Here is a 26,925-nt window from a genome sequence, read left to right on the forward strand (position 1 = left end):
GGCCACTCGCGCGGATGAACGGAAGGTGTCCCAACAGTGCTGGTGAGGGTCCAGAAATTCTCCCGGACTTCGGCGATCCCGACACGCAAGTCCCCTGCAAGAAGAACGCCCGTCTCGGGTATCTTGGGGTCATGAAGCCGATCTCCACGATCACCGTCGCCTCCGAGCTCCCGGACGCCCTCGCCCCCCTGCGCGATCTCGCGCTGAACCTGCGCTGGTCCTGGCGTCGACAGACCGTCGACCTGTTCCGCAGCCTGGACCCGCAGGCCTTCGTCGACAGCGGCGAGAACCCCTTCGCGATGCTGCCCATGGTGCCCGCCGGGCGCCTGGCCGAGGCGGCGCGGGACGAGTCCTTCCTCGCGCGGATGCGCTCCGAGGTCGGGGACCTGCGCACCTATCTCGACTCCGGCCGCTGGTTCCAGCGCACCGTCCCGGGCGAGCAGGGCACCGGCCAGGGCTCCTCGATCGCGTACTTCTCCATGGAGTTCGGGATCACCCCCACCCTGCCGATCTACTCCGGCGGCCTCGGCATCCTCGCCGGCGACCACCTGAAGTCCGCCTCGGACCTCGGCGTGCCCCTGACCGCCATCGGCCTGCTCTACCAGTGGGGCTACTTCTCCCAGTCCCTGGATCGCAGCGGCTGGCAGCAGGAGGAGTACCGCCTCAACGACCCCGCCGACCTCCCCGTCGAGCCCGTCCTCGAGCAGGACGGCACCCAGCTCACCGTCCGCGTGACCCTCCCGGGCGGCCGCGACGTGGCGATCGCGGTGTGGAAGGCCCAGGTGGGCCGGGTCGCGCTGCTGCTGCTGGACACGAACGTCGAGGGCAACGACGAGTCCGCCCGCCAGATCACCGACCGCCTCTACGGCGGCGACCACGAGCACCGCATCGTCCAGGAGATCGTCCTGGGCATCGGCGGCGTCCGCGCCGTGCAGGAGTACGCCCGCGTCACCGGCGGACCGGCCCCCACCGTCTTCCACCTCAACGAGGGCCACGCCGGGTTCTCCGGGCTGGAGCGCGTGGGTCGCCTGATCGAGGGCGGCGCCGGGTTCTCCGAGGCCGTCGCCGAGGTGCGCGCCGGCACCGTCTTCACCACCCACACCCCGGTCCCCGCCGGCATCGACCGCTTCGACGCCTCGCAGCTGCGCGGCTACCTCGACGCCGACGAGAACGGGCTCTCCCGCCTGATCCCCTCCCTCCCGGTCGAGGCCGCGCTCGCGCTCGGCATCGAGGAGGGCGGCGACATCTTCAACATGGCCCAGCTCGGCTTCCGCATCGCCCAGCGCTCCAACGGCGTCGCGAAGCTCCACGGCGCCGTCTCCCGCGGGATGTTCCAGAACCTGTATCCGGGCTTCGACGTGCCCGAGGTCCCGATCGGCTCGGTCACCAACGGCGTGCACCGCCGCACCTGGACCTCCGCGCACATGGACGACCTGTACAAGAAGGCGCTCGGCGACGTCGACATCTCCTCCATGTCGGACTGGAGCGCGCTGTCGGCCCTCACGGACCACGAGCTCACCTCCACCCGGGACGCGCTGCGCGCGGACCTCGTGGCGATGGCGCGCAAGCACGTGAAGGACTCCTGGCTGCGCCGCGGGGCCGACGAGGCCGAGCTCGCCTGGACCGACCACATCCTCGACCCGGGCGTCCTGACCATCGGCTTCGCCCGCCGCGTCTCGACCTACAAGCGGCTGACGCTGATGCTCTCGGATCCCGAGCGCCTCAAGCGGATCCTGCTGGACGAGGAGCGCCCGGTCCAGATCGTCGTGGCGGGCAAGTCCCACCCGGCCGACCGCCCCGGCAAGGAGTTCCTCCAGCAGCTGGTGCAGTTCGCCGACGACCACGGCGTGCGCCACCGGATCGTGTTCCTGCCCGACTACGACATCCGCATGGCCTCGGTGCTGATCGCCGGCGCCGACGTGTGGCTGAACAACCCCGTCCGCCCCGAGGAGGCCTCCGGCACCTCGGGCATGAAGGCCGTGCTCAACGGCGGTCTGACCTTCTCGATCTCCGACGGCTGGTGGGACGAGATGAAGGACGACGCGGCCGGGTGGACCATCCCGACCGCGGACGTCGCCGACCAGGTCGAGCGCGACCGGATCGAGGCCGGGGCGCTGTACGAGATCCTCGAGCAGGAGATCGCGCCGCTGTTCTACGAGCGCGACGCGCGCGGGATGCAGCGCGGCTGGATGACGAAGGTCCGCTCCTCCCTGGTGCGGATCGCCCCGCAGATCACCGCCGCCCGCATGGTGCGCGACTACGTCACCGACCTCTACCTCCCGGCCTCTCGCGCCGCGGGCGCCTTCGCCGCGGATCCCGTGCTGGCCGGGGCGTTCACCGGCTGGAAGGCCCGCGTGGGCCAGAAGTGGTCGCAGGTCGCCGTGCGCGATGTGCGCCTCGAGGGCACGACCGAGGACCGGGTGGCGACCGGCGCCGAGGTCACCCTCTCGGCCGAGGTCGACCTCGCAGGCCTCGCGGACGAGGACGTGCTGGTCGAGGCGGTCCTGGGAGAGGTCGCCGACGGGGATGAGATCATCGATCCGCAGCTGATCCCGCTGCGACGCGGGGACGACGGGCGCTTCGCCGCCCGCTTCGCCCTCGCCGTCCCCGGCCGGGTGGGCTGCACCGTGCGGGTCACCCCGCAGCATCCGGTGCTGTCCTCCCGCGCCGAGCTCGGGCTGGTGACCACCGCCTGAGGCTCCCCGCCCGACGCACCCTTCAGAGAGGCCTCGAACCCGTGCCGACCCGTCGACAGCTCCTGCTCACCGCCGCCGCGACGGGACTGGCCGGGGTCGGGGCCCTCTCCGGCTGCTCCCGCGGCGCCCCTGCCGAGCTCGAGGACGGCGACCGGCTGCGGATGCGGGTGTGGAGCGAGGCGGCCGGCGCCGCCTACGAGGAGTCGCTGGCCGCGTTCACCGCGGACAGCGGCATCGAGGTCGAGCTCGAGGTGCTGAGCTGGGACGACTACTGGACCCAGCTGCCGCTCGACGTCGCCGGCGGCACCCTGCCCGACGTGCTGTGGATGAACACCGCCCATCTCGCCGAGACCCACGCCGCGGAGGTGCTACTGGATGTCGGCGAGATCGTCGGGCGCGACAGCTCCGCCTGGGAGCAGGTCGCCACCGACCTCCACCGGATCGACGAGACGCTGTGGGGCGTGCCCCAGTACTACGACCAGAGCCTGCTGATCGCGAACCAGGGCCTCGTCGCCGCCGCAGGCGGGGACGCCTCCGCGCTGGTCTACGACCCCGGCGCGGGCTCCGATCCGCTGCGGGAGCTCGCCACCGCCCTCACCGCCGACGGGGAGGGCCGCCATCCCGGGGACGAGGGCTTCGACCCCGCCGCCCGCACCAGCCACGGCTTCAGCGCCCACCCCGACCGCTCTTCGGTGCTCGGCCCGTTCCTCGCCGGGCAGGGCGGGGCCTGGCAGGACGAAGAGGGCGCCGTCACCCTCGCAACCGAGCAGGGCGTCGCCGCGATCCAGTACCTCGCCGACCTCGCCTCCGCCCATCTCGCGCCCGCCGCGGCCGAGACCGTCGAGGAGCCCGGCCGCTGCCGGGAGCTCTTCGTCGGCGGGCGACTGGGGCTGCTGCAGACCGGCACCTACGACCTCCACACCCTCGTCGAGGAGATCGACGGCGCCTTCGAGTGGACCCTGCACCCGGTGGTCTCGGGGCCCGAGGGCGCCCGTCCGCTGGTGCACTCCGTCGCGGCCGCCGGCGTGGATCCCGACGACGAGGACCGCGCCGCGGCGATCGGGAGGCTGCTGGGCTGGCTCGGCTCGGTCGAGGGCCAGCGCCCGCTGGCCGAGAACCGCCTCGGGATCCCCGCGCACCGCGACCTGCGCGGCGCGTGGGAGGAGAGCTGGGCGGGCGTCGGTGTGGACGTCACCGCGGTGGAGGTGCCGCAGGAGCCGGCCCTCCCCGAGCACGGGGCCCGCTCCGCGGAGGCGACCGGCGAGGCCCTCGCGATCATCGCCGAGGTGTTCCGCGGCGACACCACGGCGGAGAAGGCGCTGCCCCGCGCCCAGGAGGCCGCCCGCACGGTCATGTCCTGACCGGCGGCGGGACCGACGGAGCACAGCCCCGCCGGATCACAGCCCAGCCCGATCAGCCGCTGCGGATCAGCCCCGGCGCGGCGCGCGGATCATGCCCTCCTGCGTGACCGTCGCGACGAGCTCCCCGGACCGGTCGAAGATCTGCCCGTGGGTGAGGCCGCGCCCGCCCGAGGCGGAGGGGGAGCGCTGGACGTACAGCAGCCACTCGTCGGCCCGCACGTGGCGGTGCCACCAGATCGCGTGATCGATGGTCGCCATCTTCAGACCGGGCGTCATCCAGCTCAGGCCCTGCTTGCGCAGGATCGGCTCGAAGGGCGTGTAGTCGCTGGCGAAGGCGAGGATCGAGTCGTGCAGCAGCGGGTCCGCGTCCACCGGGGCGAGGGTGCGCATCCACACCATCTGCGCGTCGATCGTGCCGCCGTTCGCGTCGGGCCGCAGGTAGATCGGGTCGGTGACGTGGCGGATGTCGATCGGCCGCTGCGTGGACCAGTACTCGGCGACCGGGTGCTCGATGCCCGCGAGCACCTCGGCGGTCGTCGGCAGCCCCTCAGGGTCCGGGGCCTCGGGGGCGTGCTCGGCGTGCTCGAGCCCCTCCTGCTCCTCCTGGAACGAGGCGGTCATGGCGAGGATCGTGCGCTCGCCCTCCTCCTCGGTGCGGCCGGGCTGGGTCGCGAGCACGCGTCGGACGGAGAAGGATCCGCCGTCGCGCAGCGCGTCGACCTCGAAGCGGATCGGGTGCGCGGGATCGCCCGGGGCGAGGAAGTAGGAGTACATCGAATGGATCCGACGGCCCTCCGGGACGGTGCGGCCCACCGCGGTGACGGCCTGGCCCATCACCTGGCCGCCGAACACGTGACCGCCGGGCTGCGGGGAGGAGTCCCCCTCGTAGACGGTGACGGCGGTGGGGGAGGATGCCGCCCCCGCGGCGTCGACGGGACGGAGGTCCAGCAGGTCGACGAGGCCCGCGGCGACGCGCGCATGGTCGGGGTTCGAGGCGGTCATGCCCCGATCGTACTGGTCAGGACGTGCCGGTCCGGCGATCTAGCATGAGCATCATGCAGTTCTCTATCACCACCGACGCCACGCCCGAGCACCCCGCACCGCTGGACGTGCCCGTCCCCGTGCGCTGGACCGACCTCGACGCCTACGGGCACGTGAACAACGCCGCCATGGTGCGCCTGCTCGAGGAGGCGCGCATCGCGGCCTTCTGGCAGCCCTCGCCCGAGCAGCTCGAGCTCGGGGCGCAACAGCCGCCCGCCGCCCTGCCGATCAGCGGCGCCGGCGCCGATCTCGCCACGGTCATCGCCTCCCAGCGCATCGAGTACGCCCGTCAGCTCGGCCACCGCCGCGATGGCGTGGTGGTGCGGCTGTGGCTCTCCCGGATCGGCGGGGCGAGCCTGAGCGCGGACTATCTCGTCCTCACCCGCGACGATCCCGAGGGCAGGGCGCCCTACGCCCGCGCCCGCACCGTCATGGTGCTGGTGGATGCGGCGAGCGGCTCCCCGGTCCGCCTCGAGCAGGAGGTCCGCGAGTCGCTGCGCGCCTTCACGGGCGAGCCGCTGACCTTCCGGGACTGACCCGCCGAGGGATCAACGGTCCCGGGGAGGTCACCCCGGCCGTGGGCGGGCGCGCCGGCCGGTTCAGGAGAGCCGGTCGGGGACCTGTTGCCCGGCCGCGGGCGCCTCGCCGCCGTCGACGGTGTTGAGCATCGAGTGGGCGGCCCGCTCGAGGTAGTCCCACAGCGTCTGCTCGTGCAGCGGCGCGAGCTCCAGCTCGTCCAGGGCCACGCGCATGTGGCGGAGCCAGGCGTCCCGCGCCGAGGGGGAGACGGGGAAGGGGGCGTGGCGGATCCGCAGCCGCGGATGCCCGCGCTCGGCGCCGTAGGTCTTCGGCCCGCCCCAGTACTGGGCGAGGAAGGTCTCCAGGCGGTGCTTCGCCCCGGTGAGGTCCTCCTCGGGGTACATCGGGCGCAGCAGCGGGTCCTCGGCGACGCCCTCGTAGAACCGCTCGACGAGCCGGGCGAAGGTCGGCGCACCGCCGACGGCGTCGTAGAAGCTCTGCTGCTCGGGCGAGCGGCCTGCAGGGGTGGTCATGGTCGTGCTCCGTCTGTTCGGGGGCGGGCGGGGGTCACTTCCCCGCTTCGACGAAGCGAGGCAGGGCGAAGGCGAGATGGGCATCGGAGAAGCCGGCGCGGATCCGTGCCCGCAGCTCCCGCTCGACGCCCCACTGCTGACCGGGGACGGTCTGGACGACGACACGGCGCTGGTACCTGTTGCCGTCCACCGAGAGCATCCCGGAGATGTCCGCCGGGGCGAGGACCGGCTCCTTCCACTTCGGGTCCGCCGCGAACTCGGCGGTGACCCGCTCGAGGACCTCGGAGACCTTCTCGTCGTCGGCGCCGGCGTCGATGTCGAGGGTGACCACGGCGTTGGAGAAGCCGCGCGCGTAGTTGCCCACGCGGATGATCTCGCCGTTGCGCACCGTCCACAGCACGCCGTCCACGCCGCGCACCTGGGTGGCGCGCAGGTTGATCGACTCGACGGTGCCCTCGGCGTACTCGAGGTCCACCCAGTCGCCGACGGCGACGATGTCCTCGAAGAGCATCACGATGCCCGCGACGACGTCCTTGATGATCGTCTGCGCGCCGATGCCGGCGGCCAGGCCGACCACGCCGAGGCTGGCGATGACCGGGGCGATGTTCACGCCGATCTCGGAGAGGATCATCATGAACGCGATCGCCCAGATCACGGCGCGGGCCACGTTGCGGGCGACGTTCGAGAGGGTCTCGGCGCGCTGCTCGCGGCGTGCCTGTGCGGCCTTCTGCGAGCGGGGGTCGCGCTTGATGACGGTGCTCGCCGCGTTCGAGATCCGGGAGCCGGACTGCACCATCGTGGTGAAGAAGCGGCGCAGCAGCCAGCCGGCCACCAGGCTGAGGACGGTGGCTGCCACGAGGATCACGACGATCTTCACGCCGCTGGTGGCGAGCCACTGGAGCAGCTGATCGGCGAGGCTCAGCGCCTCGTCCGTGGAGGGCGTCGCGAGCAGGGGGGCGAGGTCGGGAGGGAAGTCGTCAGGCATGTCCTCGACGATATCCTCGCCCCGCCGGGGCCGTCATGGCCCGGACGGGGCGAGGCTCGTCACCGTCGGCTCACTCGACGTCCGCGGCGCGCACCCGCTCCTGGCGGGCGACGGTGTCGCGGCCCTCGATGATGATGCGTCGCAGGCCGAAGGGCGCGTCCTCGGAGTCGGCGAGCCACTGGTCCGCGGCGTCGAGCACGCCCTGCCCGCCGTAGGAGTGCGGGAAGTAGCCGGAGACCAGGCGGGTCGCGATCTCGTTCGAGCGCTCCGCCCAGATCCGGGAGATCTCCTCGAAGTAGCGCGGACGGTACGGGGCGATCAGCGTCTCGTCGGTGACGCGGCGGAAGCCCTGCACCACCGCGGTGACCGACTCGTTGGCCAGCGTGTCCTTCTCGACCGTGCGGCGCCATGCCTTGGCCTTGGCGACCTCGGTGGGCAGCGCGGCACGGGCGGTGAGGGCGTGCTTGCGGCCGGACTGGGTGTCGTCGGCCGCGAGCTGCTCGTCGATGCCGGCGGCGTCGATCCCGCCGAGCACGGCCAGGGAGATCACGAGCTTCCAGCGCAGATCGGTGTCGATCTCGCGGCCGGGCAGGGCGATGCCGCCGCCGAGCAGCCCCTCGAGGGTGCTGCGGTGCTCGGTGGTGCGGGCCAGGCGCGCGAAGCTCTCCAGCAGCTGCAGCTGCGTGTCGGAGCCGGCCTCGGCCTCCTGGGCGAGGGCCCAGATGGCGTCGGCCGCCTGCTCGGTGCGGCCGGCGCGCTCCTCCGCGGCGGCGTAGGGGCCGGCGACGGACTCGAGCTGCTGGAGCAGGGTGCGGACCACGGAGGAGGAGCTCTCCCCGGTGAGGTTCGCGAGCACCAGCTGCTGGAAGCGGCGGCTGGGCAGCTCGGCGTCGCGCACCATGTCCCAGGCGGCGGACCACAGCAGGGTGCGGGCCAGCTGGTCCTCGAGGTCGCGCAGGTGCTCCATCGCGACGGCGAGGGAGTCGGCGTCCAGGCGCACCTTGGTGTAGGTCAGGTCGCCGTCGTTGAGCAGCCAGAGGTCGGCGCGGCGCCCGGCGAGCTCGGGCACCTCGGTGAGCTCGCCGTCGACGTCGAGCTCGAGCGTCTCGGTGCGCACGAGCTTCCCGTCCTGCAGGGAGAAGCCGCCCACCTGCAGGCGGTGCGGGCGCAGCACCGGGTGCTCCGCCGGGGCGGTCTGCCGGATCGCGAAGCGGGAGACGGCGCCGTCGGCGTCGTGCTCGATGACGGGGGCGAGGGTGTTGACCCCGGAGCGCTGCAGCCACAGCTGCGCCCAGCGGGTCAGGTCGCGGCCGCTGGTGGCCTCGAGCTCGGTCAGCAGATCGCTCAGCTCGGTGTTCCCCCAGGCATGCTTCGCGAAGTAGGCGCGCACGCCGGCGAAGAACTCCTCCCGGCCGACGTAGGCCACCAGCTGGCGCAGCACCGAGGCGCCCTTGGCGTAGGTGATGCCGTCGAAGTTCGTCTCGACGGCCTCGAGGTCGACCATGTCGGCGACGATCGGGTGGGTGGAGGGCAGCTGGTCCTGCTGGTAGGCCCAGCTCTTCTCCGACAGCGCGAAGGTGGTCCAGGCGTCGTCCCAGCGGGTCACCTCGGCGCTGGCGAGGGTGGAGGCGTACTCGGCGAAGGACTCGTTCAGCCACAGGTCGTCCCACCAGCGCATGGTCACCAGGTCCCCGAACCACATGTGGGCGAGCTCGTGGAGGATGGTGAGGTCGCGCCGCTCGCGCACCGCGTCGGCGACGTCGGAGCGGAAGACGTAGGACTCGACGTAGGTGATCGCGCCGGGGTTCTCCATCGCGCCCATGTTGTACTCGGGCACGAAGACCTGGTCGTACTTGCGGAACGGGAAGTCCTGGTCGAAGGCCTGCTCGTAGAACTCGATCCCGGCCCGGGTCACGTCGATGACGTCCTGGGCGTCGACGTGGTCTGCGAGGGAGGCGCGGGCGAAGACGCCCATCGGGATCGTGCGGCCGTCGCGCGCGGTGACCTCGCCGGTCCCGCCCTGGTAATTGCCGGCGATCAGCGCGACCAGATAGGTGGACATCCGCTCGGTGGGGGAGAATGTCCAGGTCGCCGTGCCCTCGCCCGCGGCCGACGGCTCCGGCGTGGGGGAGTTGGAGATGACACGCCAGTGGTCGGGCGCGGTGACGGTGAGCTGGTAGGTCGCCTTGAGGTCGGGCTGCTCGAAGCAGGCGAACATGCGCCGGGCGTCGGAGACCTCGAACTGGGTGTAGAGGTACACCTCGTCGTCGACGGGGTCGACGAAGCGGTGCAGGCCCTCGCCGGTGTTCATGTACCGGCCGGTGGCCAGGACGCGCACGGTGTTCGCGCCCTCGGCGAGGGCGGGCAGGCGGACGCGGGCGCCGTCGAAGCGGGAGGCGGGATCGGTCAGGAGCTCTCCGTTGAGCTCGATCTCGTGGACCTCCTCTGCGATCAGGTCGAGGAAGGTCTCCTGCGCCTCCGCGGCGTCGAAGCGCAGCGTGGTCTCCGTGCGGAAGGTCCGCTCGTCGGTGGTGAGGTCCAGCCGGATCTCGTAGGCGTCGGTGCTGAGGAAGGAGGCGCGGCGTCGCGCCTCGTCCCGGGTGAGGTTCTCTGAGGACATGGGGCCATCCTGCCACCGGGCCCGGCCCCTGCGCTCAGCGTCGGGTCAGGTCCAGGTCCCAGCTGTAGTGCTCGGGCAGCCGCGGCAGCTCCCAGGTGGGGTCCGGGAAGAAGTACTCGTAGCCGGCGGAGAAGGGGTAGGTCCACTCGGCGATGTGCCGCTCGGCGTCGCGGCCGGCGGCGCGGATCCCCTCGACCTCCTCGGGGCTGAAGTAGCCGGTGCGCTCGGCGCCCTCGAGCTCGTCCTCGTCCTTGTAGTGCCAGTCGCGGCGCGGCAGGACCACGAGGTCGAGCACCAGGTCGCGGGTGCGCACGCCCTCCTCGGTCCGCTCGTAGGGGGTCTCGAGGTTGACGTAGTAGCAGCCCAGCGAGCCGTCGTCCTTGTAGAACAGCCAGATCGAGTAGGGCTTGTCGGGCAGGCCGATCATGAGGATCCCGTTGCCGGTCCAGAGCTGCTTGGACTGCACGCGGGGTGCGGTGAACATGCCCTCGTCGCCGGCGCGGCGCAGCGCCGCCCCGGACTCGAGCACGGGCAGCAGCACCTCGGTGCCGGGGGCGATCCACACCACCACGCCGCGGTCGTCGTCGAGCACGACGGTGCCGGGGCGGACGGTGCGGGTGGGGTGCTGTGGGGTGTAGTAGGTCCAGGTCACCTGGTCGCCGGGCGACCAGCGCGGGGTGGAAGACATGGTGGAGGTCCCGGCCGGATCGGCCTCCGCGGACGCCCCGTACCGACCGGCCACCGGGCCGGGGCTGCGCTGCCCGTGGAGGGGTAGGCGTATGGGGCGACCCTACCTCGTCGTCATCTCAGCCGGTGGCGGCACGCCGTCGCGGCGGGCGCCGAGTCGGAGCGTCGGCTCAGGTCAGCGCGGTCCAGGCCAGGCCCGCCGCGCCGAGGAGGCACAGCAGCGCGAGGAGGAGCAGCAGCACGCCGAGCCCGAGGCGGCGCCGCGAGGGCGCGGGTCGGGGGTCCTGGGCGGTCGGCGCCTCGAGGACGCGCTCGGTGGTGGTGGCGTCCTCCCATCGGGCCCGGACGGTCGGGGCGGGCGGGGTCCCGGCGGCCGACGTCGAGGGCGCGGGTGCCGGCGCGGGCGCGGGTGATGCCGCTGGCGCTCCCGACACCGCGGGCGCTCCCGAGACCGCGGGCGCTCCCGACACCGCGGGCGCGGACCGTGCCGCGGAGCGCGCGTCCAGTCGCTCGTGCAGGCCCGGCGTCGCACCGGCGAGCGATCCGGGGCCCTCGAGCGGCACCTCGGCCCGGCCGTCCTCGGCCGCGATCCGGTCGTGCACCGCGAACCGCGTCCCGGAGGCGCTGCGGGACCACCGCTCGACCGGCCCGAGGTCGGAGGGGATCATGTCCCGGGCCTCCGCGGCGCCCGGACGCCGCGCGGGGTCCGCGGCGAGCAGCGAGCGCAGCAGCGCGCCGAGCCCCGCGGCGGAGGGGTCGGTGCTGCGGCGCAGCGCCCGTTCGAGACGGTCCAGGGCCCGGGCGGGATCGGGCCGCTCGCGGGGAGGGCGCGGGTCCAGGGCCTCGAGGGCGCAGGCCCCCGCCGCCCACACGTCCTGGGCGGCCGAGCCGGTGTCCCCCTCGAGCGCTTCCGGGGCCATGAAGCCGGGGGTGCCGTGGACGAGGCCCGTCTCGGTCAGGCGGATGTCGCTCTCGTGCAGCGCGATGCCGAAGTCGGCGAGCAGCAGATGCGGTGCTCCGAGGCCGGTGCTGTCCAGCAGCAGGTTCGCGGGCTTCACGTCGCGGTGCACCCAGCGCGCCGCGTGCATCGCCGCGAGCGCGTCCAGCAGCTGGCGCAGCAGATGCGCGACGAGGGAGGGGGAGAGGGGGCCGTGCTCGGCGACGGCGCTGGCCAGGGTCCCGCCGTGCACCAGCGGCATGACCAGCACGATCGTGTCGTCCTCGGCGACCCAGGTGTAGGGCGGCAGCAGATGGGGGTGCGCCCCGATGCCGCCCGCGGCCTGCTCGCGCACGAAGCGGAGCACCTCGGCGCCGTCCCGCTGACGCATCACCTTCGCGGCGCACACCGCGTCGAAGCGACGGTCCACGGCGCGCCACAGGGAGCCGGAGGCGCCCCGGGCGAGGGGTTCGAGCAGCGCGATGCGGCCGGCGATGACATCGGACATGATGGTGGTCATGCTAGGGCACCCCCTCCCGCCCCGCGCCGCCCCGCGACTGCTCGCGGCGGGCGGCGTTCTCGTGCTCGCCGTGCCCGTCCTGCCCGCGCTCGCCGGTCCGGTCCCTGCCGGTCCCGTCCTCGCCGAGGGCGAGCCGCCCGCGATCGCCTACGCCGCCGAGGGACCCGAGGTCTCCGGCGGCGCGTCCCTCGCCGAGGCCCCGTCGCTCGATCCCGGGCTGCACCGGGACGTCCTCGAGCGCGGCGGCGCCGAGAGCGGCGAGGACGGCACCGTGAAGTACTACCGGATCGCGGTGGAGGACGGCCAGAGGGTGCATGCCGCGGCGACGATCGCCGCCCCGCCCGTCGCCGGCGGTCTGCCCGAGGAGAGCACGCCGCTGACCCTCGACGTCTCCTTCCTCACCGCCGGCGGCGAGGCGTGCGACGACTCGGGCCGCACGGACGTCGGGGAGTCGCAGGAGGGCGACGGTCCGATCACCACCACCGCGGTCTCCGGGGCGATGGGGCCCGACGGCTGCGCGGGCGAGGAGCTGTTCGTGAAGGTCGCCCGGGAGGGGCCGAAGGATCGCGAGGACCCGCTGCCCGTCGAGCTCCAGCTCGCGGTGCAGCCGGCCGGCCTCGGCGGCGGCGCCCCCGCTCTGGAGGAGCCGCTCGAGGACGACGGCGCCCGGCCCGTCGCCCCCGAGGACCCCGAGCCGCTCGAGCCCGGTCGCTCCATCGCGGAGGCCCGCGAGGTCGACCCGGGCTCCTACGTGCTCGAGCTGGTGCCGGGGGAGACTGCTCTGCTGCGCCTCGAGGTGCAGGAGGGGCAGAGGCTGCGCTGGCGCACCGAGATCGTCTCGGCGCCGGAGGACGAACCGGGCCAGCTCTCCCTGCGGGTCGTAGACGCCGTCCGCGCCCCCGTGGCGGTGAACGGCGGGCGCTCGGCGATCGGCTCCTCCGGCACAGTGCGCGGCGGCGGGATGGCGGCGCCCGTCGACCTCGGCAACCGCGCCTCGGACCAGGACTCGATCCGCAGTGCCTGGCTGCCGGGCACCTACACGATCCAGATGCACCGCATGCAGCGCACGGCCGGGGCCGATCCCGCCGGGGACGAGCGCGTGCGCCTGATCCTCACCCTCGAGGTCGAGGGCGATCCCGCCGAGGACGCCGCCGAGGGTCCGGTGCTCGAGCTCGGGGACATCCGGACCGGCCCCGGAACGGCCGTCGTGCTGCGCCTGGCCGGGGCGGGCGCTCTGGGTCTGGTCGGCCTCGCGCTCGCCGCGGCCGGGGCGTTCGTGCTGCGCCCCCGCCGCACCTGAGCGCACCGCCGCGGCGTCAGCCGGCCCGGGCCTCCCGCAGGCGGGCGCAGTCCCCGCCGCGGGCCATGAGCTCTTCGTGCGTGCCCTGCTCGAGGACCGCCCCCTCGAACATCATCAGGATCCGCTCGCGCCCGTCCTCGCCGTAGGCAAGGGCGACCTGCTCGAGCCGGATCGAGGGGTCGCGGGGCTCTTGGTCGCCGGGACCGTCGGCGGCGCGCCGACCGGTGCGGTCCGTCAGGCCCCGACCGGTGCCCCGCGCAGCTGCGCGGCCAGCGGGCAGTCCATGGGATCCGCGTAGCCGAGCCCCACCCGGTTCAGGTAGCGGATGATGACCCGGTAGGAGGAGACGAGATCGGTCTCGGTGTAGGTGATGCCGCGCTCGGCGCAGAACTCCTTGACGATCGGCTGCACCTTGCGCAGGTTCGCCGAGGGCATCCGCGGGAACAGGTGGTGCTCGATCTGGAGGTCCAGACCGCCCATCGCGATGCTCATCATGCGGCCACCGGTGATGTTGCGGCTCGTGAGCACCTGGCGTCGCAGGAAGTCCACCTCGAGGTCCTTCGGGATCAGCGCCATGCCCTTGTGGTTGGGGGCGAAGGACCCTCCCATGGTGATGCCGAAGACGGCGAACTGCACTGCGAGGAAGGCTGCACCGAGGCCGGGACCGAGGGTGAGCAGCACGATCGCTGGGAAGCCGAGGATCCGCACGAGCACCAGGGTCAGCTCGAGAGCACGGTGCTTGACCCGGTCCCGGCGCAGCAGGGTGGAGATCGCCTCATAGTGCAGGACGAACGCGAACAGGCTCAGCAGCGGGATGAACGCGTACCCCTGGTGACGGGCGAGCCACCCCATGAACCCGGTGCGTCCCTCCTGGTCGCCCGGGACGAACACGAGCACGCCGCCGGCGATGTCGCCGTCGCGGCCGATCGTGTTCGGATGGGCGTGATGCTTGCTGTGCTTCCGGTTCCACCAGGCGATGCTCAGCCCCACCACGAGGCTCCCGATCACCCGCGAGAACCACTCGTTGCGGCGACCGTTGGAGAACACCTGCTGATGCGCGGCGTCGTGGCCCAGGAACGCTGCCTGGGTGAACAGGACCCCGAACAGTGCGGCGACGGCGAGCTGCCACCAGGTGCCGCCCAGCGTGAGCAGCAGGACGAACGCGCCGATGAGCGCGGCGGCGAGCACAGCGGTGCGCACCATGTAGGTGCGCACGTCGCGGCCCATCAGGCCCGCATCCTTCACGCGCTGCGTGAGCTCGAAGAAGTCCCGGGTGTGCGCGGCGGCGCGATACGGGCCCGCGGCCGGAACGGCGGTGGTGGTCATGGTGTCGACGGTAGGCGACGGGCGCCGTCATCCGCGTCCCCCGCCGGAGCGAACTTCGGGCCCCTACCCCGGTAGGGGTCCCGCGAGCGGGATCCGCACGCGCAGCGCGAAACCGCCGTCCGGCGTCGGCCCGCTCTCGACGCTGCCCCCGAGCGCGCGCACCCGTTCCCGCGTTCCGGCCAGGCCCAGTCCGGCGCCCGGGATCGGGTCCTGCAGGGGGTCCGAGGCCGGCGGGGGACCGTTCAGGACGCTGATCACCAGGGTGGAGTCCCTGACGCGCACGCGGACCTCGATCTCCGCCCCGCGCGCATGGCGCAGCGCGTTGCTGAGCGCCTCCTGCACCGCGCGGTAGCCGGTGAGGCCGACCGTCGGCGGAGCCTGAACCTCCTCGAGCTCTGCGGTGATCCTCGCACCCGTGCTCCGGGAGGAGGCCACCAGGTCCTCGACGTCGTCCAGCCCCTGCATCGGCATCTCGTCCAGGGAGTCCTCGGTGCGCAGGATCGCGAGCAGCGCGCGCATCTCGCCCAACGCCTGGCGGGAGGAGGCGGCGATGTCCTCGAACTCGCTCACGGTCGCCTCGTCCAAGTGCTGCAGGCGGAACCTCGCGGTGCCCGCCTGGACCGTGATGACCGACATGGAGTGCGCGACCACGTCGTGCAGCTCGCGGGCGATGCGCCCGCGCTCCTCCAGCTCGCGCCGTCGGCGCATCTCCTCGGCGCTGACGGTCCGCGCGCGTTCGACCTGGCCGCGCACCAGGATCCACTGCCGCGCGGTGAGGCCCAGCAGCACGACCCCGCCGCTGATCGCGACCAGGACCACCCCGTTGGTCATCACCGCGCGCAGGGTGCCGTCGGGCATCTCGGAGGGGTCGGTCACCAGCAGCGACACCAGGGTCAGCACCGCCCCGGCGGACCAGGCCGACAGCACCCAGTACCAGCGGTGGAAGACGGCGAGGACCGCGAGGGTGAGACAGTGGGCGAGCAGCGCGGTGACCGGCCACGGCCAGGGCGCCGCCTGGTGCGCGGGGGCGGTGGCGAGCATCATCGCGAGCGCCGCCACGGCCGAGAGGGAGAGCCCCGCCCACGGCCAGCGTGCACCGGCCACGGCGGAGGCGCCCGCCGCGGTGGTCACGACCATCGCGACGGCCGGATGGACGTCGTAGACCACCGCCGTGACCGGCCAGGCGACGACCACCAGCACGAAGGCGAGGAAGGCGATGGTCATCCGGCTCCACGCGGTCTCGCGCGGCACCGGCTCCGAGGAGGTCGGGAGAACCGCCGGCATGCTCCCCGGCCAAGCGGGGAAGCGAGGTCCGGTGACCTCACCGCCCAGCAGGGGAGCGGTGACCACCGCGTCGAAGCGGGCGAGCAGGTGCACCACGGCGGGCAGCGTCAGCGCGAGCAGGAGTCCGGCGACCAGGGCGAGCGCCCACTGGCCGGGGACCTCCCACACCTGCGGGGGCAGCAGCCGGCCCCAGATCGCGTAGCCGAGCCCCGCGAGCGCCCCCAGGGCCCAGGCCAGCGTCGCGGTCGCGGTGAGCACCCTGATCGGCAGCGCGACCAGACCCTCGAGGACGAGGTCCAGCCAGCGCCGTGGGTCGCCGAGGCGGCGCAGATGACCTCGGGCCCCGGGCTCGGTCGGCCGGTACCGGGCCTCGGATACCCCGAGGCCCCAGCGCCGCAGGCGGATGCGGTCCCAGCGGGCGAACGCAGAGGAGAGGTTCAGCGTCAGGGGGAACAGGAGCACCCCCACCCAGAGGATCGCCAGGGCGGCGGAGATCGCGGCCAGGGGCAGCAGCAGCGCCGCGGCGAGCAGGGTCAGCGGGAGCCCGGTGAACAGCAGCGCCAGGTCCGGCCCGAGCCGGCGCAGGCTGCGCCGGTCAGGGACCAGGAACATGGCAGCGCGCCGGACTGGGGAGGGGAGCCGTCCTCCGGAGGGAATACCGTGGCCTTATGGACCGTGCCCCCGTGGACCCCGCCGCGCAGGACCCCATCCGGGTGCTGGTCGTCGACGACCAGTCGATGATCCGAGGTGGGTTCGCGGCGCTCCTGGACGCCCAGGAGGGGATCGAGGTGGTGGGGACGGCGGCCAACGGGGCGGGCCTCACCGAGACGGTCCGGACGACTCGTCCGGACGTGGTGCTGATGGACATCCGGATGCCGCAGGTCGGAGGGCTCGAGGCGACCCGAGCGGTGCTCGCGATGCCGGGGACGCAGCCGAAGATCATCATGCTCACCACCTTCGATGCGGAGGAGTACGTGTTCTCGGCGCTCCGGGCCGGAGCGAGCGGGTTCCTGCTCAAGGATTCCACACCCGAGGAGCTGGTCCAGGCCGTGCGTGTGGTCGCCGACGGGGAGTCGCTGCTCGCTCCCCGGGTCACCAGGGCCCTCATCGCTGACTTCGTGGCGCGTCCCGAGCGGGCGGCGGGTGCCGACCTGAGCATGTCGGTGCTCACCGAGCGCGAGCTGGACGTGCTCCGAGCGGTCGCGCGGGGGCTGTCGAACCGGGAGATCGCCGCCGAGCTGGTGATGGCGGAGCAGACGGTCAAGTCGCACGTCTCGCGGATACTCGGCAAGCTCGCCCTGCGCGACCGTGCTCAGCTCGTGGTCGCCGCCTACGAGTCCGGGCTGGTGCGACGGGGGGAGTGACCCCCGCGCGGGCCCGGGCTCAGCCGGCCCAGGCCTCCCACAGCCGGGCGTAGTCCCCGCCGCGGGCGACGAGCTCGTCGTGGGTGCCCTGCTCGACGACCGCGCCGTCGGCCATCACCAGGATCCGGTCGGCGACCCGCGCCTGCGAGAGGCGGTGGGCGACGATGATCGTGGTGCGGCCGCGGGCGACCTCGAGCGCGGCCCGCTCGAGCACGCGCGCCCCGGAGGAACCCTCGTCGGCCGTGGCCTCGTCGAGGATCAGCACTGCCGGATCCTGCAGCGAGACGCGGGCGAGGGCCAGCTGCTGGGACTGCTCGGCGGTGAGCCGCTCGCCCTTCTCGCCCACCTCGGTGTCCAGGCCCCGCGGCAGACGGTCCACCCAGGCGAGCGCCTCCACCCTGGCCAGCGCCACGCGCAGCAGCTCGTCGGAGGCGTCGGGGGCGGCCAGCTGCAGGTCCTCCCGCAGCGAACCGCGGAAGACGTGCACGTCCTGGGAGACGATCGAGGCGTGGCGTCGGACGGCCTCGAGGTCCGCGCTCGCGAGATCCGCACCGCCGTGCAGCACCCGGCCGTGGCGCGGGACGAGCGTGCCCGCCATGATCGCGGCGAGGGTCGACTTGCCCGCGCCGGAGGCGCCCACCAGCGAGACCGTCTCCCCGGGCGCGATCTCGAGGTCCAGCGGCCGCAGCACGATCCGCTCGTTCCCGTCCTCGTCCTCGCCGTAGGCGTGGGAGACCTGCTCGAGGCGGATCGAGGCGTCGCGGGGCACCTCGGTGCCGGGGGAGACCGCGGGGTCGATCGAGGTGATCACCCCGACCATCCTCGCCAGGCTCGCCAGCGCCGACTGGACCTCGTCGAGGTTGAAGATCACCGCCATCATCGGCCAGAACAGGGTCACCAGGTACACCGCCGCCGCGGTGACCAGGCCGACGGGCGCCGCACCGGTCTGCACCAGCACGAAGCCGACCCCGATCACCATCGCCAGCGCCAGGTTCTCGGGCACGTTCAGGCCCAGCACCAGCCGGCTCACCAGGTGCATCACGCGCATGTTCAGCAGCGCGGCGGTCTCCGAGAGCACGGCCACGTGGCGGGTCTCGCGCCGCTCGATGCCGTAGGCGTGCACGGTGGGGATGCCGTGGATGGCGGAGAGCAGGCCCTGGGCGCGGGCGCCCATCGCGATCCGCTCGCGGCGGTAGATCGGGCCGGTGCGGCGCAGGTACCAGGTCGCGGCCAGCACGTACATCGGCACGATGATCACGACCATGAGCAGCAGCCACGGTGAGAGCATCGCCATGCCGCCCAGGGTGATCAGCACCAGGAATCCGAGCTGGATGAGGTTCGGGACGAGGTTGTTCACCGCCCGGGCGGCGACGTCCACGTCGTCGGCGACGCGGGAGAGGGCGTCGCCGATGCCGGTGCGCTCCATGGTCTGCGCGGGCAGGTCCAGGGCACGGTCGATCACGTCCTCGCGCATCCCGGCGAGGATCCGCTGGCCGAGCGCGGAGATCATCGACCACCCCGCCGCCATCAGCACCGCCTGGAGCACCCCGACCCCGAGGATCCGCAGCCCCAACGACCACACCTCGGCGCTCGAGCCGCCGGCGGCGACCACGTCCACGGCGGAGCCGATCAGACGGGGGAGGATCGCGGCGGCGACCGCGCCGCCGACGGTGATCAGCAGCGTGGCCGTGGCCGAGAGCCAGTGCTCCCGCAGCCGCGCGAGCATGAAGCGCATCGAGGCGCCGGGGCCCGCGATGGGCAGCAGCTGCGCGTGCTCGGCCAGCTGACGGCGCGCGGTCGCGTCCTCGCCGAGGACCTCCTCGAGCGGTCGATCCCAGTCCAGGCCCGGCATGCGGGTCCCCTGGGATCCCTGCGATGCGCTCATCGCCGCACCACCTCCCGGTACTGCTCGTGTCCCATCAGATCGGTGTGCTCGCCCTCGGCGGTGATCCGCCCGTCGCGGACGAAGACCACGCGGTCCGCCGCCTGCAACAGCGCCGGGGCGCGGGTGACCAGCAGGGTCGCCCGGTCGGTGCGGTGCCGTGCGGCGACCAGCGCCTCGGCGATGTTCTGCTCGGTGACGGCGTCGACAGCGGTGGTCGGGTCGTGCAGCACGAGCACCGGCGCGTCCGCGGCGACGGCGCGGGCGAGCGCGATCCGCTGCCGCTGCCCGCCGGAGAGGTTCGCGCCGCGGTCCAGGATGCGGGTGTCGTAGCCCTCGGGCAGGATCCGCAGCAGGTCCTCGGCGCCGGCGGCGTGCAGCGCCGCGTCGGCCCAGCCGTCGTCGCCGGTCTCCGGCGAGGGGCCCTGCTCGGGGGCACGGGTCGCGAGCTGCTCGCGCAGGGTGCCGTCGAAGAGGTCCACGACGTGCGGCTCGACGAGCAGGTCCGCCCGCAGGCCCAGCCGGTCCTCGGGCGTGATCGCCACCTCGCCCACGCGGGCGCCGCCGTCGACGCGGCCGCTGACCGCGTCGATCACGTCCGCGGCGTCGGCCGGATCCGCGCAGGCCAGCGCCACCACCTCGCCGTCGGCGACGGACAGCAGCGGCAGGTGGAGGCCGCCGGCGGCGCCGCGTCGGCCCGTCCCGCGACCGCCGCGCTCGTCGCGCTGCGTGGTGAGCACGTCCAGGGTCAGCTCCGGATCGTCGACCGTGCGGCCGAGGTCCGTGTACAGGTCCCGCACGCGACGCGCCGAGGTGGACATACCGGCCCACCACACCGGGGCGCCGGAGAGGCCCTGCAGCATCCCCATCACGTAGCGGGCCAGGCCCACCACGGCGATCAGCACGCCGAGGGTCAGCGCGCCGTCGAGGGTGCGCAGCGAGGCTACGACCGCGACCGCCGCGAGCATCGTCCCGGTCACCAGGGTCGTGAGCCCCGAGGAGAGGCCCGAGTAGCGGGCGTTGACCAGCGCCGCGTCCAGCGCGGTGCGGGAGCGGCGGCGGTAGGTCGCCCGTGCCCGGCTCTGCACGCCCAGGCCCTGCAGCACCCGCAGCCCGTGCACGAGGTCGGTCGCGGTCGCCGCGGCCTCCGCGGCCTGGGACTGCTGGTCGTCGTAGCGGGCGGACAGGGTCGGGGTGATCACGCGGATCACCACCACCATCACCACGATGCCCAGCCCCATCGCGAGCCCCAGCCACAGGTCCATCACGGCGAGATAGGCGGTCGCCCCCAGCACCGCGAGGGTCGAGGGGACCACCCACGGGATCATGTCCATCACGTCGGACGCCTTGTCCGCATCCGAGGTGGCGATCGAGAGAACCTCGCCGGCGGGGCGGCGCACCGTGCGCGAGCGCGGGTCGAGCACCGCACCGGTCAGGCCCACCCGCAGCCGGTGCCGCTCGTACATGACCGCCTTCTGCGAGAGCAGGAAGGTCCACACCCACAGCAGCACGCCCAACACGCGCAGCAGGATCAGTCCCGCCGCGCCCAGCACCGTCAGCCGCAGATCGCCGGCGAGGATGCCGTGGTCGATGAGGAGGCCCAGCACGATCGGCATGAGCATCTCGACGCCCTCGGACACGGTCGCCAGCGGCAGGATGAGCGCGAGGGTGCGACGGTGGGTGCGCACGATGGAGCGCAGCACGCCGGGGACGGGGCGCGCCGGGCAGGAGGTCGCCGCGGCCGCGGCAGGGGAGGAGTCGAGCACTTGTCCGATCCAACCCGTCCGGACCCTGCGGGGCAAGGTGTTTTCCCCCGCCCGTGAGCCGGTCGACGCACGGCGGGCGCGCCGGTGCGACAATGGGGGCTCACCACCCCCGATCCGAGGAGAGTCCATGAGCGCCCGTCGCGTGGAGCTGTTCGTCGACCCCGTCTGCCCCTTCGCCTGGATGACCAGCCGCTGGCTGCTGCACGCCGCCGAGGTGCGCGAGATCGAGCCGGTCTATTCGGTGATGTCGCTGTCCGTCCTCAACGAGGGTCGCGAGCTCGATCCCGGCTATCGCGCCATGCTCGATGACTCCTGGGGCCCGGGCCGGCTGGCGATCGCGATCCGCGAGGCCGAGGGGAACGAGGCCTTCTCCCGCTGGTACACCGCCTGGGGCGAGCGCTATCACGTCGGCGGTCAGAACGAGGACCGTCGCGCCACCGCGGTCGCCGCGCTCGCCGATGCGGATCTGCCGGCCGAGCTGATCGAGGCCTACGAGCCGGTCGCCGGCGACGAGATCGACACGGCGCTGCGCGCCTCGCACGAGGGCGCCACCTCCCGCGTCGGCGACGAGGTGGGCACCCCGGTGATCTCCTTCGGCGAGGGCACCGCCTACTTCGGCCCTGTCGTCTCCCCGGCCCCGAAGGGCGAGGAGGCCGGGAAGCTGCTGGACGCGCTCGCGACGCTCGCCTCGATCGACGGCTTCTACGAGCTCAAGCGCTCCCGCTCCGGCGGCGTCGACTTCAGCTGACCGCCCCGCCCGTCCCTGACGGGTCTCCCACCCCTACCCCACGACAGGAAGACAGCCACGACATGCGCGTGCACATCGGCACCGACCACGCCGGCTTCGAGCTGAAGAACCGCCTGGTGACCCAGCTGGAGAAGAAGGGTCACGAGGTCACCGACCACGGCGCCCACGAGTACGACGCCCTGGACGACTACCCGCCCTTCTGTACCGACGTGGGCGAGGCCGTCGTCGCGCAGCCCGGCTCGCTCGGCATCGTCATCGGCGGCTCCGGCAACGGCGAGCAGATCGCCGCGAACAAGGTCGCCGGGGTCCGCGCCGCGCTGGTGTGGAACGAGGAGACCGCGCGCCTGGCCCGCGAGCACAACGACGCGAACGTGATCTCCGTCGGCGCGCGCCAGCACTCCGAGGAGGAGCTCGAGGCGCTGATCGACCTGTTCCTGGCCGAGCCGTTCTCCGGCGAGGAGCGCCACCAGCGCCGCATCGACCTGGTCGCCCGCTACGAGACCACCGGCGGCTACAGCGAGGACCAGGGCGCCGGCGCCGACGCGCGCTGATGCCGGAGGGCCATACCGTCCACCGGCTCGCCGCCGCCTTCGCGCGCGGCTTCGGCGGGCAGCGGGTGCGCACCTCCAGCCCCCAGGGACGCTTCTCCGACGCCGCTCGGCTCGACGGCCAGGTGCTGCTCGGCGCCGAGGCGGTGGGCAAGCACCTCTTCCTGCCGTTCGCCCCAACGGCCGACGTCGACCCGGCGGATCCGTCGGTGCGGCACGTCCACGTGCACCTGGGCCTGTACGGGTCCTGGACCTTCGCGGGCGACCCCGGCTTCGCAGGCGCCCACGCGATCGGCGCCCCGCGCCTGCGCGTCGGCGAGCGCGAGGAGGAGAGCGAGGGCACCGTCGACTGGCGGCGGATCGTGCCGCGCGAGACGGTGCGGCTGCGGATCGCCGGCCCCCGCGGCCTCGCCGACCTCACCGGCCCCACCGCCTGCGAGGTGCTGGACGCCGAGGGCCGGCAGCGGGTGCTGGACCGGCTCGGCCCGGACCCGCTGCGCCCGGACCCCGACGGCTCCGCGCGGCGCCGCTTCGTCGAGGGGATCCGGCGCTCCCGCACCACGATCGGCGCGCTCCTGATGGACCAGAAGGTCGTCGCCGGGATCGGGAACATCTACCGCGCCGAGCTGCTGTTCCGGGCGAGGCTGGATCCCTTCGTGCCCGGCCGCGATCTCACCGCCGGGATGTGCGAGGGGATGTGGGAGGACCTGGTCGCGCTGATGGCCTACGGCGCGCGGACGGGACGGATCGTCACCACCCAGCCCGAGCACCGGCAGATCGAGGCGCGGATCGTCGAGCGCTCCCGCGGCACCCGCCAGAACGGGGACGAGGACCCGGACGTGGTGCCCCGCGAGGAGTCCTTCTACGTCTACCACCGCCAGACCCTGCCCTGCCGGCTGTGCGGGACGACGATCCGCTCGGGCGAGATCGCCGCACGCACGGTGTTCTGGTGCCCGCGCTGCCAGCGGGTCCGCAGCCGCCGCGCGGGCTGGACCCGCGAGCACCCCGCCGCACCCTGGGCGCTCGCGCGGTGATCGGTGCCGACGGCCGTACCCTGACGCCCATGCCCGACCAGCCCGCCGCCCCGCCCGTCCTGCACCGCGCCGTCCTCGACGACCTCTCCGCCCGCACGCTCTACCTCCTGGCGACGCTCCGCCAGGACGTGTTCACCATGGAGCAGGGCGCGACCGACGCGGACCTCGACGGGCGCGAGCTCGAGCCGACCACGGAGCTGCTGTGGCTCGAGGAGGAGGGCGCGCCGATCGCCCACCTGCGCCTGCTGCGGGAGACGGACGGCACGCTCCGCATCGGCCGGGTCGCGGTGCGTGCGGACCGTCGTCGCGGCGGCCACGGCAGGCGCCTCATGGTCGCGGCGCTCGAGCGGGCCCGGGAGCTCGCCCCGAGCGCCGAGGTGCACCTCGACGCCCAGGCGTATCTCGAAACGTGGTACGCCTCGATGGGCTTCGAGACGGTGAGCGACGTGTTCCTCGAGGCAGGGATCGAGCACGTCGCGATGGTGCTGCGCCCCGCGAGCGCCTGAGCCCGGCCCAGTCGGCTCAGGCCCGACGCGCCTCGATCAGCTCCACGATCTCGGCCCGCTCGAAGTAGCGCGCCGTCGCCAGGCCGCTCGGCTCGCCGAGGTCCGGGTCCGCCCCGGCCTCGAGCAGCGCCCTCGCCACCTCGGTGAAGCCCTTGAAGGCGGCGCCCGCGAGCGGGGACTGGCCGCGGTCGTTGAGCAGGTCCACGTCGGCGCCGCGGGCGGCGAGCTCGCTCACCAGCGCGGCGTGCCCGTGATAAGCGGCGAGCATGAGCGGGGAGTTCCCGGAGGCGTCGCGCAGGTTCGCCGGCGCGCCGTTGTCGAGGAAAGCGCGCACGGTCTCGGCGTCGCCCTTCCGGGCGGCGTCGAGCAGGGTGTTGGCGAGCTCGATGAGCTCGGGATCCAGGGAGTCGTCGGTCATCGCCCCAGCGTATTACGCGGGGCCGACGAGCAGCTCGGCGATCAGCGGCCACACCAGCAGTCCCGCCGCGATCACGACCCCCAGCAGGTCCGCGGGTCCGACGGGGCTCGGCGCCGCCCAGGTGCGGTGCGTCGCGGTCGCGAAGCCGCGGGAGTCCATCGCCAGGGCCTGCTGCTCGGCGCCGCGCAGCGTGTCCACGAGCAGGGCGAGGGTGGCACCCGCGAGCACCCGGGGGGAGCGGGGACCGCCGAGACCGCGGCGAGTGCGGGCCTCGAGGATCGCCGCCCACTGCCGGCCCAGATGCCCCACCCGCACCAGCGCGATCACGGAGGCGGCGACGGGCCGTCCAGGCAGGTGCAGGCGCTGGCCGAGCGCGTCCCCGAGCGGGGTGGGGCGCACGGAGGCGAGGGCCAGCACCCCGGGGGCGACGAAGGCGGTGATCCGCGCGGCCTCCTTCAGGCCGACGAGCCATGCCTCTCCGGACAGCGCCGGCGCCTCGCCCAGCAGCGCCGTGGTCCAGGCGAGCCCCGCCGCAGAGAGCAGGATCGGGAGCAGGCGCAGGGCCGCGCCGCGCAGGCTCCGCACCGCCAGCGGGGCGAGCAGCACGGTCGGGGCGAGGGCGAGCAGCCCGCCCTGCCAGCTCTGCACGGCGAAGGAGCCGATCGCGGCGAGGATCCCGATCAGGCTCAGCGTCAGCGGGTTCAGCGCGTCGGCCGGGACCCGGCGGGGCGAGGGCGTGGGCACCGCGCCCGGCGCCGGGGAGGGCAGGTCGTGGCGCGCGTCGGCCGCGTCGACGAGGAGCTCGTCGTGGCTCGCGACGAGCACCGCCGTGCCGCGGGCCCTCGCCTCGCGCAGCAGCTCCAGCACCTCGCGGCGCCGCCGGGCGTCCAGGCCCACGGTCGGCTCGTCGAGCACGAGCAGGCCGGGGCGCTGGGCGAGGGCCGCGACGATCGCGAGACGGCGCTGTTCGCCGCCGGAGAGGCGGTGGGGGTGGGCGCCGGCGAGCGGGGCGAGGCCCGCCCGCTGAAGAAGCTCGTCCGCGAGGGCCTCGTCCGTGGCCCAGGGGGAGGCGAGGACCTCCTCCCGCACGGTCGTCGCGACGAAGGAGTGCTCGGGGTCCTGGGGGACGAGGGCGATTTGGGAGGGCTCGGGGCGGGACACGGCGCCCGCGCCCGGCTCCGTCGCGCCGACGAGGACGCGCAGCAGGGAGGTCTTGCCCGCACCGGACGGGCCGGTCAGCGCGGTCAGCCGCCCGGAGCGCAGCGCGAGGTCCTGCGGCGCGGTGAGCCCCCGGGCGGGCACGGTGACGCCGCGCAGCGCGGCGACGGTCTCGCCGGGTTCGGCCGAGCCGCGCGCCTCCTCGCCGGCCGTCCCGTCCTCGAGCACCCCCGCTGCGACCAGCACCTCCCGCTGCCGGGAGAGCAGCTCGCCCGGTGCTCCGTCGGCGAGCACCCGGGCGCGAGGGCCGAGCACGATCAGCCGGTCCACGTGCGGCAGCCAGGGCCCGAACCGGTGCTCGGCGACGACGAGGGTGCGGCCGCCCGCGACCGTCAGGATCGCCTCTCGCACCTGCTCGGCCGTCGGGGCATCGAGCATGGAGGTCGGCTCGTCCAGGAGCAGCAGGTCGGGGCGCAGGGCCAGTGCGCCGGCCAGCGCGATCCGCTGCTGCTGGCCGCCCGAGGCGTCCAGCGGCGCCCGCTCAGGGTCGAGGTCGACGCGCGCCGCCTCGAGCGCCCGGGCGGCGCGCTCGGTGAGCTCCGGCCGGGGCAGTCCCGCGTTCTCCGGTCCGAAGGCGGCGTCGCGGGCGACGGTCGCGCCGACCAGAGCGTGCACCGGGTTCTGCAGCAGCAGGCCCCGCTCCCCGGGCCGGCTGGGCGCGGGGACGAGCCCCTCGCCGTCCCCGTCCTCGGGGTCCAGCAGCCCGGCCAGCGCCCGCAGCACGGTCGACTTCCCACTGCCGCTCGCCCCGGCCAGCAGCACTCGCTGCCCGGGCGGGATCTCGAGGTCGAGCCCCTCGATGGTCGGCTCGCGCCGGCTGAGCGGCCGCCAGCGCAGCCCGTCGACGTGCACGGACGCCGCCGGGACGGTCCCGGTGCTCAGGCCTCCACCGCGCGGGCCGCCTCCCGGCCGGAGGCCAGGGAGTCCACCGCGCCGGTCGCGATCAGCGCCCGGCTCGCCGCCCAGCCCAGCACCCCGCACAGCAGCGCCCCCGAGAGCAGGAAGAAGGCGAGCATCGTGCCGGAGAAGGCCCAGCTCATTTCCTGGTAGTAGGCGACCTTCTCCCATCCCCATTCGAGCAAGGCAGAGAGCACGCCGCCGAGCACCGCCACGGGCAGGGTGAAGCGCCGGTAGCGGGTGAGCAGGAAGGCGAGCTCGACCCCACCGCCCTGCATGAGACCGGACACGGCGGTGCCCCAGCCCCACTGACTGCCCAGCAGCATCGAGAGCACGGCGGCGACCATCTCCGCGAGCAGGGCGGCGCCGGGCTTGCGCACCAGCAGCGCGGCGAGCACGGCCGGCAGGAACCAGATCCCCGCCAGCAGCCCCTCGGCCGGCTTGAACGCCGCGGTCAGCGGGCCGATCAGGGTGTAGAGCTGGCCGTAGCCGAGGAAGGCGACCCCGAAGGCCGCCCCGATCAGCACGGTCACCAGCAGATCGACGGTGCGATAACGGGTCATCACGTCTCCTCCCAGGTCCTGGAAGGGGCGCGGAGCACCGGCGGTGCTCCACGGAAATCCCGACTCCCTACGCCGGTGCGAGCCGGATCAGGTTCGAGGGTCTGCGCCGTCGGCGCACTCTCAGCACCGGACGGTGCTCCCCTGTCAGTGGATGACGAGCAGACAGTCTAGC

The 26,925-nt window shown here is 73.8% G+C and carries 22 protein-coding genes and 1 riboswitch; of the genes, 9 read left to right on the forward strand and 13 right to left on the reverse strand.

Features of this window, described 5'->3' with window-relative positions:
- The first annotated feature begins 131 nt into the window (after window positions 1-131).
- Both glgP and A4A78_RS11735 read left to right on the forward strand, forming a co-directional pair.
- The gene (gene glgP, locus A4A78_RS11730) at window positions 132-2,696 is read left to right on the forward strand and encodes an alpha-glucan family phosphorylase (protein ID WP_062949405.1); all 2,565 of its coding nucleotides are present in this window, start codon (window positions 132-134) and stop codon (window positions 2,694-2,696) included.
- A 41-nt stretch (window positions 2,697-2,737) separates the two neighbouring features.
- Complete coding sequence (locus A4A78_RS11735; protein ID WP_062949407.1) at window positions 2,738-4,057, forward strand: ABC transporter substrate-binding protein; 1,320 nt, start codon at window positions 2,738-2,740, stop codon at window positions 4,055-4,057.
- 66 nt (window positions 4,058-4,123) lie between these two features.
- Here A4A78_RS11735 and A4A78_RS11740 read toward each other — a convergent pair whose 3' ends face one another.
- Complete coding sequence (locus A4A78_RS11740) at window positions 4,124-5,059, reverse strand: acyl-CoA thioesterase II (protein WP_082835307.1); 936 nt, start codon at window positions 5,057-5,059, stop codon at window positions 4,124-4,126.
- Window positions 5,060-5,112: 53 nt separating this feature from the next.
- Here A4A78_RS11740 and A4A78_RS11745 point away from each other — a divergent pair, with 53 nt between their 5' ends.
- Window positions 5,113-5,634 carry a thioesterase family protein gene (locus A4A78_RS11745; protein WP_062949876.1) on the forward strand — a complete coding sequence of 174 codons (522 nt, stop codon included), beginning with the start codon at window positions 5,113-5,115 and terminating at the stop codon, window positions 5,632-5,634.
- A 63-nt stretch (window positions 5,635-5,697) separates the two neighbouring features.
- Here the strand turns inward: A4A78_RS11745 and A4A78_RS11750 are convergent, their stop codons facing one another.
- From A4A78_RS11750 to A4A78_RS11770, 5 genes are all read right to left on the reverse strand, one after another.
- Complete coding sequence (locus A4A78_RS11750) at window positions 5,698-6,150, reverse strand: globin (RefSeq protein WP_062949409.1); 453 nt, start codon at window positions 6,148-6,150, stop codon at window positions 5,698-5,700.
- Between the two features lie 34 nt (window positions 6,151-6,184).
- Window positions 6,185-7,135 carry a mechanosensitive ion channel family protein gene (locus A4A78_RS11755; protein ID WP_062949411.1) on the reverse strand — a complete coding sequence of 317 codons (951 nt, stop codon included), beginning with the start codon at window positions 7,133-7,135 and terminating at the stop codon, window positions 6,185-6,187.
- A gap of 70 nt (window positions 7,136-7,205) precedes the next feature.
- The gene (gene pepN / locus A4A78_RS11760) at window positions 7,206-9,755 is read right to left on the reverse strand and encodes an aminopeptidase N (protein ID WP_062949413.1); all 2,550 of its coding nucleotides are present in this window, start codon (window positions 9,753-9,755) and stop codon (window positions 7,206-7,208) included.
- Window positions 9,756-9,789: 34 nt separating this feature from the next.
- Entirely contained in the window at window positions 9,790-10,443 is a 654-nt protein-coding gene (locus A4A78_RS11765; protein ID WP_062949415.1) for a DUF402 domain-containing protein, read from the reverse strand.
- Between the two features lie 169 nt (window positions 10,444-10,612).
- Complete coding sequence (locus A4A78_RS11770; RefSeq protein ID WP_062949417.1) at window positions 10,613-11,899, reverse strand: serine/threonine-protein kinase; 1,287 nt, start codon at window positions 11,897-11,899, stop codon at window positions 10,613-10,615.
- Between A4A78_RS11770 and A4A78_RS11775 the strand changes: the two genes are divergently transcribed.
- Entirely contained in the window at window positions 11,898-13,199 is a 1,302-nt protein-coding gene (locus A4A78_RS11775) for a hypothetical protein (protein ID WP_156488613.1), read from the forward strand. The two genes, A4A78_RS11770 and A4A78_RS11775, sit on opposite strands and share 2 nt — an antisense overlap.
- Before the next feature lie 234 nt (window positions 13,200-13,433).
- On the opposite strand, the gene A4A78_RS11780 is transcribed toward A4A78_RS11775, so the two are convergent.
- The gene (locus A4A78_RS11780) at window positions 13,434-14,525 is read right to left on the reverse strand and encodes an acyl-CoA desaturase (RefSeq protein ID WP_062949421.1); all 1,092 of its coding nucleotides are present in this window, start codon (window positions 14,523-14,525) and stop codon (window positions 13,434-13,436) included.
- 63 nt (window positions 14,526-14,588) lie between these two features.
- A complete protein-coding gene (locus A4A78_RS11785; RefSeq protein WP_062949424.1) occupies window positions 14,589-16,421 on the reverse strand; it encodes a histidine kinase in 1,833 nt (610 codons plus the stop codon).
- 56 nt (window positions 16,422-16,477) lie between these two features.
- Here A4A78_RS11785 and A4A78_RS11790 point away from each other — a divergent pair, with 56 nt between their 5' ends.
- A complete protein-coding gene (locus A4A78_RS11790; protein WP_062949426.1) occupies window positions 16,478-17,173 on the forward strand; it encodes a response regulator transcription factor in 696 nt (231 codons plus the stop codon).
- Window positions 17,174-17,192: 19 nt separating this feature from the next.
- Here the strand turns inward: A4A78_RS11790 and A4A78_RS11795 are convergent, their stop codons facing one another.
- Window positions 17,193-19,058, reverse strand: a complete 1,866-nt coding sequence (locus A4A78_RS11795; protein WP_231881026.1) for an ABC transporter ATP-binding protein — start codon at window positions 19,056-19,058, stop codon at window positions 17,193-17,195.
- The gene (locus A4A78_RS11800; RefSeq protein ID WP_062949430.1) at window positions 19,055-20,821 is read right to left on the reverse strand and encodes an ABC transporter ATP-binding protein; all 1,767 of its coding nucleotides are present in this window, start codon (window positions 20,819-20,821) and stop codon (window positions 19,055-19,057) included. The genes A4A78_RS11795 and A4A78_RS11800 overlap by 4 nt, the downstream gene beginning before the upstream one ends.
- Window positions 20,822-20,948: 127 nt before the next feature.
- On the opposite strand from A4A78_RS11800, the gene A4A78_RS11805 reads away from it, so the two are divergent.
- The 4 genes from A4A78_RS11805 (at window position 20,949) to A4A78_RS11820 (ending at window position 23,657) form a co-directional block, all read left to right on the forward strand.
- The gene (locus tag A4A78_RS11805; RefSeq protein WP_062949432.1) at window positions 20,949-21,569 is read left to right on the forward strand and encodes a hypothetical protein; all 621 of its coding nucleotides are present in this window, start codon (window positions 20,949-20,951) and stop codon (window positions 21,567-21,569) included.
- Between the two features lie 62 nt (window positions 21,570-21,631).
- Window positions 21,632-22,120 (forward strand): ribose-5-phosphate isomerase, encoded by a 489-nt coding sequence (locus A4A78_RS11810; RefSeq protein ID WP_053918880.1) that lies wholly within the window; start codon window positions 21,632-21,634, stop codon window positions 22,118-22,120.
- Entirely contained in the window at window positions 22,120-23,151 is a 1,032-nt protein-coding gene (locus A4A78_RS11815) for an Fpg/Nei family DNA glycosylase (protein ID WP_062949434.1), read from the forward strand. The genes A4A78_RS11810 and A4A78_RS11815 overlap by 1 nt, the downstream gene beginning before the upstream one ends.
- Before the next feature lie 29 nt (window positions 23,152-23,180).
- A complete protein-coding gene (locus tag A4A78_RS11820) occupies window positions 23,181-23,657 on the forward strand; it encodes a GNAT family N-acetyltransferase (RefSeq protein ID WP_231881027.1) in 477 nt (158 codons plus the stop codon).
- Between the two features lie 16 nt (window positions 23,658-23,673).
- Here the strand turns inward: A4A78_RS11820 and A4A78_RS11825 are convergent, their stop codons facing one another.
- From A4A78_RS11825 to A4A78_RS11835, 3 genes are read right to left on the reverse strand one after another with little or no spacing between them, the layout of a single operon-like run.
- The gene (locus A4A78_RS11825) at window positions 23,674-24,075 is read right to left on the reverse strand and encodes an ankyrin repeat domain-containing protein (protein WP_062949438.1); all 402 of its coding nucleotides are present in this window, start codon (window positions 24,073-24,075) and stop codon (window positions 23,674-23,676) included.
- Window positions 24,076-24,087: 12 nt separating this feature from the next.
- On the reverse strand, window positions 24,088-26,145 hold the full coding sequence (locus A4A78_RS11830; protein ID WP_062949440.1) for an ATP-binding cassette domain-containing protein: 2,058 nt from the start codon (window positions 26,143-26,145) through the stop codon (window positions 24,088-24,090).
- A 26-nt stretch (window positions 26,146-26,171) separates the two neighbouring features.
- Window positions 26,172-26,753 (reverse strand): ECF transporter S component, encoded by a 582-nt coding sequence (locus tag A4A78_RS11835; protein WP_053918875.1) that lies wholly within the window; start codon window positions 26,751-26,753, stop codon window positions 26,172-26,174.
- Window positions 26,754-26,800: 47 nt separating this feature from the next.
- A riboswitch (TPP riboswitch) is annotated at window positions 26,801-26,906 on the reverse strand.
- Window positions 26,907-26,925: the final 19 nt, after the last annotated feature.

The sequence above is a fragment of the Brachybacterium sp. sponge genome (assembly GCF_001613775.1).
Taxonomy (GTDB): domain Bacteria; phylum Actinomycetota; class Actinomycetes; order Actinomycetales; family Dermabacteraceae; genus Brachybacterium; species Brachybacterium conglomeratum.

What these genes read in the sequence shown, in the direction of transcription:
- glgP (WP_062949405.1), top strand. Translation starts at nt 132, where the DNA reads ATGAAGCCGATCTCCACGATCACCGTCGCCTCCGAGCTCCCGGACGCC.
- A4A78_RS11740 (WP_082835307.1), bottom strand. Translation starts at nt 5,059, where the DNA reads ATGACCGCCTCGAACCCCGACCATGCGCGCGTCGCCGCGGGCCTCGTC.
- A4A78_RS11745 (WP_062949876.1), top strand. Translation starts at nt 5,113, where the DNA reads ATGCAGTTCTCTATCACCACCGACGCCACGCCCGAGCACCCCGCACCG.
- A4A78_RS11750 (WP_062949409.1), bottom strand. Translation starts at nt 6,150, where the DNA reads ATGACCACCCCTGCAGGCCGCTCGCCCGAGCAGCAGAGCTTCTACGAC.
- A4A78_RS11755 (WP_062949411.1), bottom strand. Translation starts at nt 7,135, where the DNA reads ATGCCTGACGACTTCCCTCCCGACCTCGCCCCCCTGCTCGCGACGCCC.
- pepN (WP_062949413.1), bottom strand. Translation starts at nt 9,755, where the DNA reads ATGTCCTCAGAGAACCTCACCCGGGACGAGGCGCGACGCCGCGCCTCC.
- A4A78_RS11765 (WP_062949415.1), bottom strand. Translation starts at nt 10,443, where the DNA reads ATGTCTTCCACCCCGCGCTGGTCGCCCGGCGACCAGGTGACCTGGACC.
- A4A78_RS11775 (WP_156488613.1), top strand. Translation starts at nt 11,898, where the DNA reads ATGCTAGGGCACCCCCTCCCGCCCCGCGCCGCCCCGCGACTGCTCGCG.
- A4A78_RS11770 (WP_062949417.1), bottom strand. Translation starts at nt 11,899, where the DNA reads ATGACCACCATCATGTCCGATGTCATCGCCGGCCGCATCGCGCTGCTC.
- A4A78_RS11780 (WP_062949421.1), bottom strand. Translation starts at nt 14,525, where the DNA reads ATGACCACCACCGCCGTTCCGGCCGCGGGCCCGTATCGCGCCGCCGCG.
- A4A78_RS11785 (WP_062949424.1), bottom strand. Translation starts at nt 16,421, where the DNA reads ATGTTCCTGGTCCCTGACCGGCGCAGCCTGCGCCGGCTCGGGCCGGAC.
- A4A78_RS11790 (WP_062949426.1), top strand. Translation starts at nt 16,478, where the DNA reads ATGGACCGTGCCCCCGTGGACCCCGCCGCGCAGGACCCCATCCGGGTG.
- A4A78_RS11795 (WP_231881026.1), bottom strand. Translation starts at nt 19,058, where the DNA reads ATGAGCGCATCGCAGGGATCCCAGGGGACCCGCATGCCGGGCCTGGAC.
- A4A78_RS11805 (WP_062949432.1), top strand. Translation starts at nt 20,949, where the DNA reads ATGAGCGCCCGTCGCGTGGAGCTGTTCGTCGACCCCGTCTGCCCCTTC.
- A4A78_RS11810 (WP_053918880.1), top strand. Translation starts at nt 21,632, where the DNA reads ATGCGCGTGCACATCGGCACCGACCACGCCGGCTTCGAGCTGAAGAAC.
- A4A78_RS11815 (WP_062949434.1), top strand. Translation starts at nt 22,120, where the DNA reads ATGCCGGAGGGCCATACCGTCCACCGGCTCGCCGCCGCCTTCGCGCGC.
- A4A78_RS11820 (WP_231881027.1), top strand. Translation starts at nt 23,181, where the DNA reads ATGCCCGACCAGCCCGCCGCCCCGCCCGTCCTGCACCGCGCCGTCCTC.
- A4A78_RS11825 (WP_062949438.1), bottom strand. Translation starts at nt 24,075, where the DNA reads ATGACCGACGACTCCCTGGATCCCGAGCTCATCGAGCTCGCCAACACC.
- A4A78_RS11835 (WP_053918875.1), bottom strand. Translation starts at nt 26,753, where the DNA reads ATGACCCGTTATCGCACCGTCGATCTGCTGGTGACCGTGCTGATCGGG.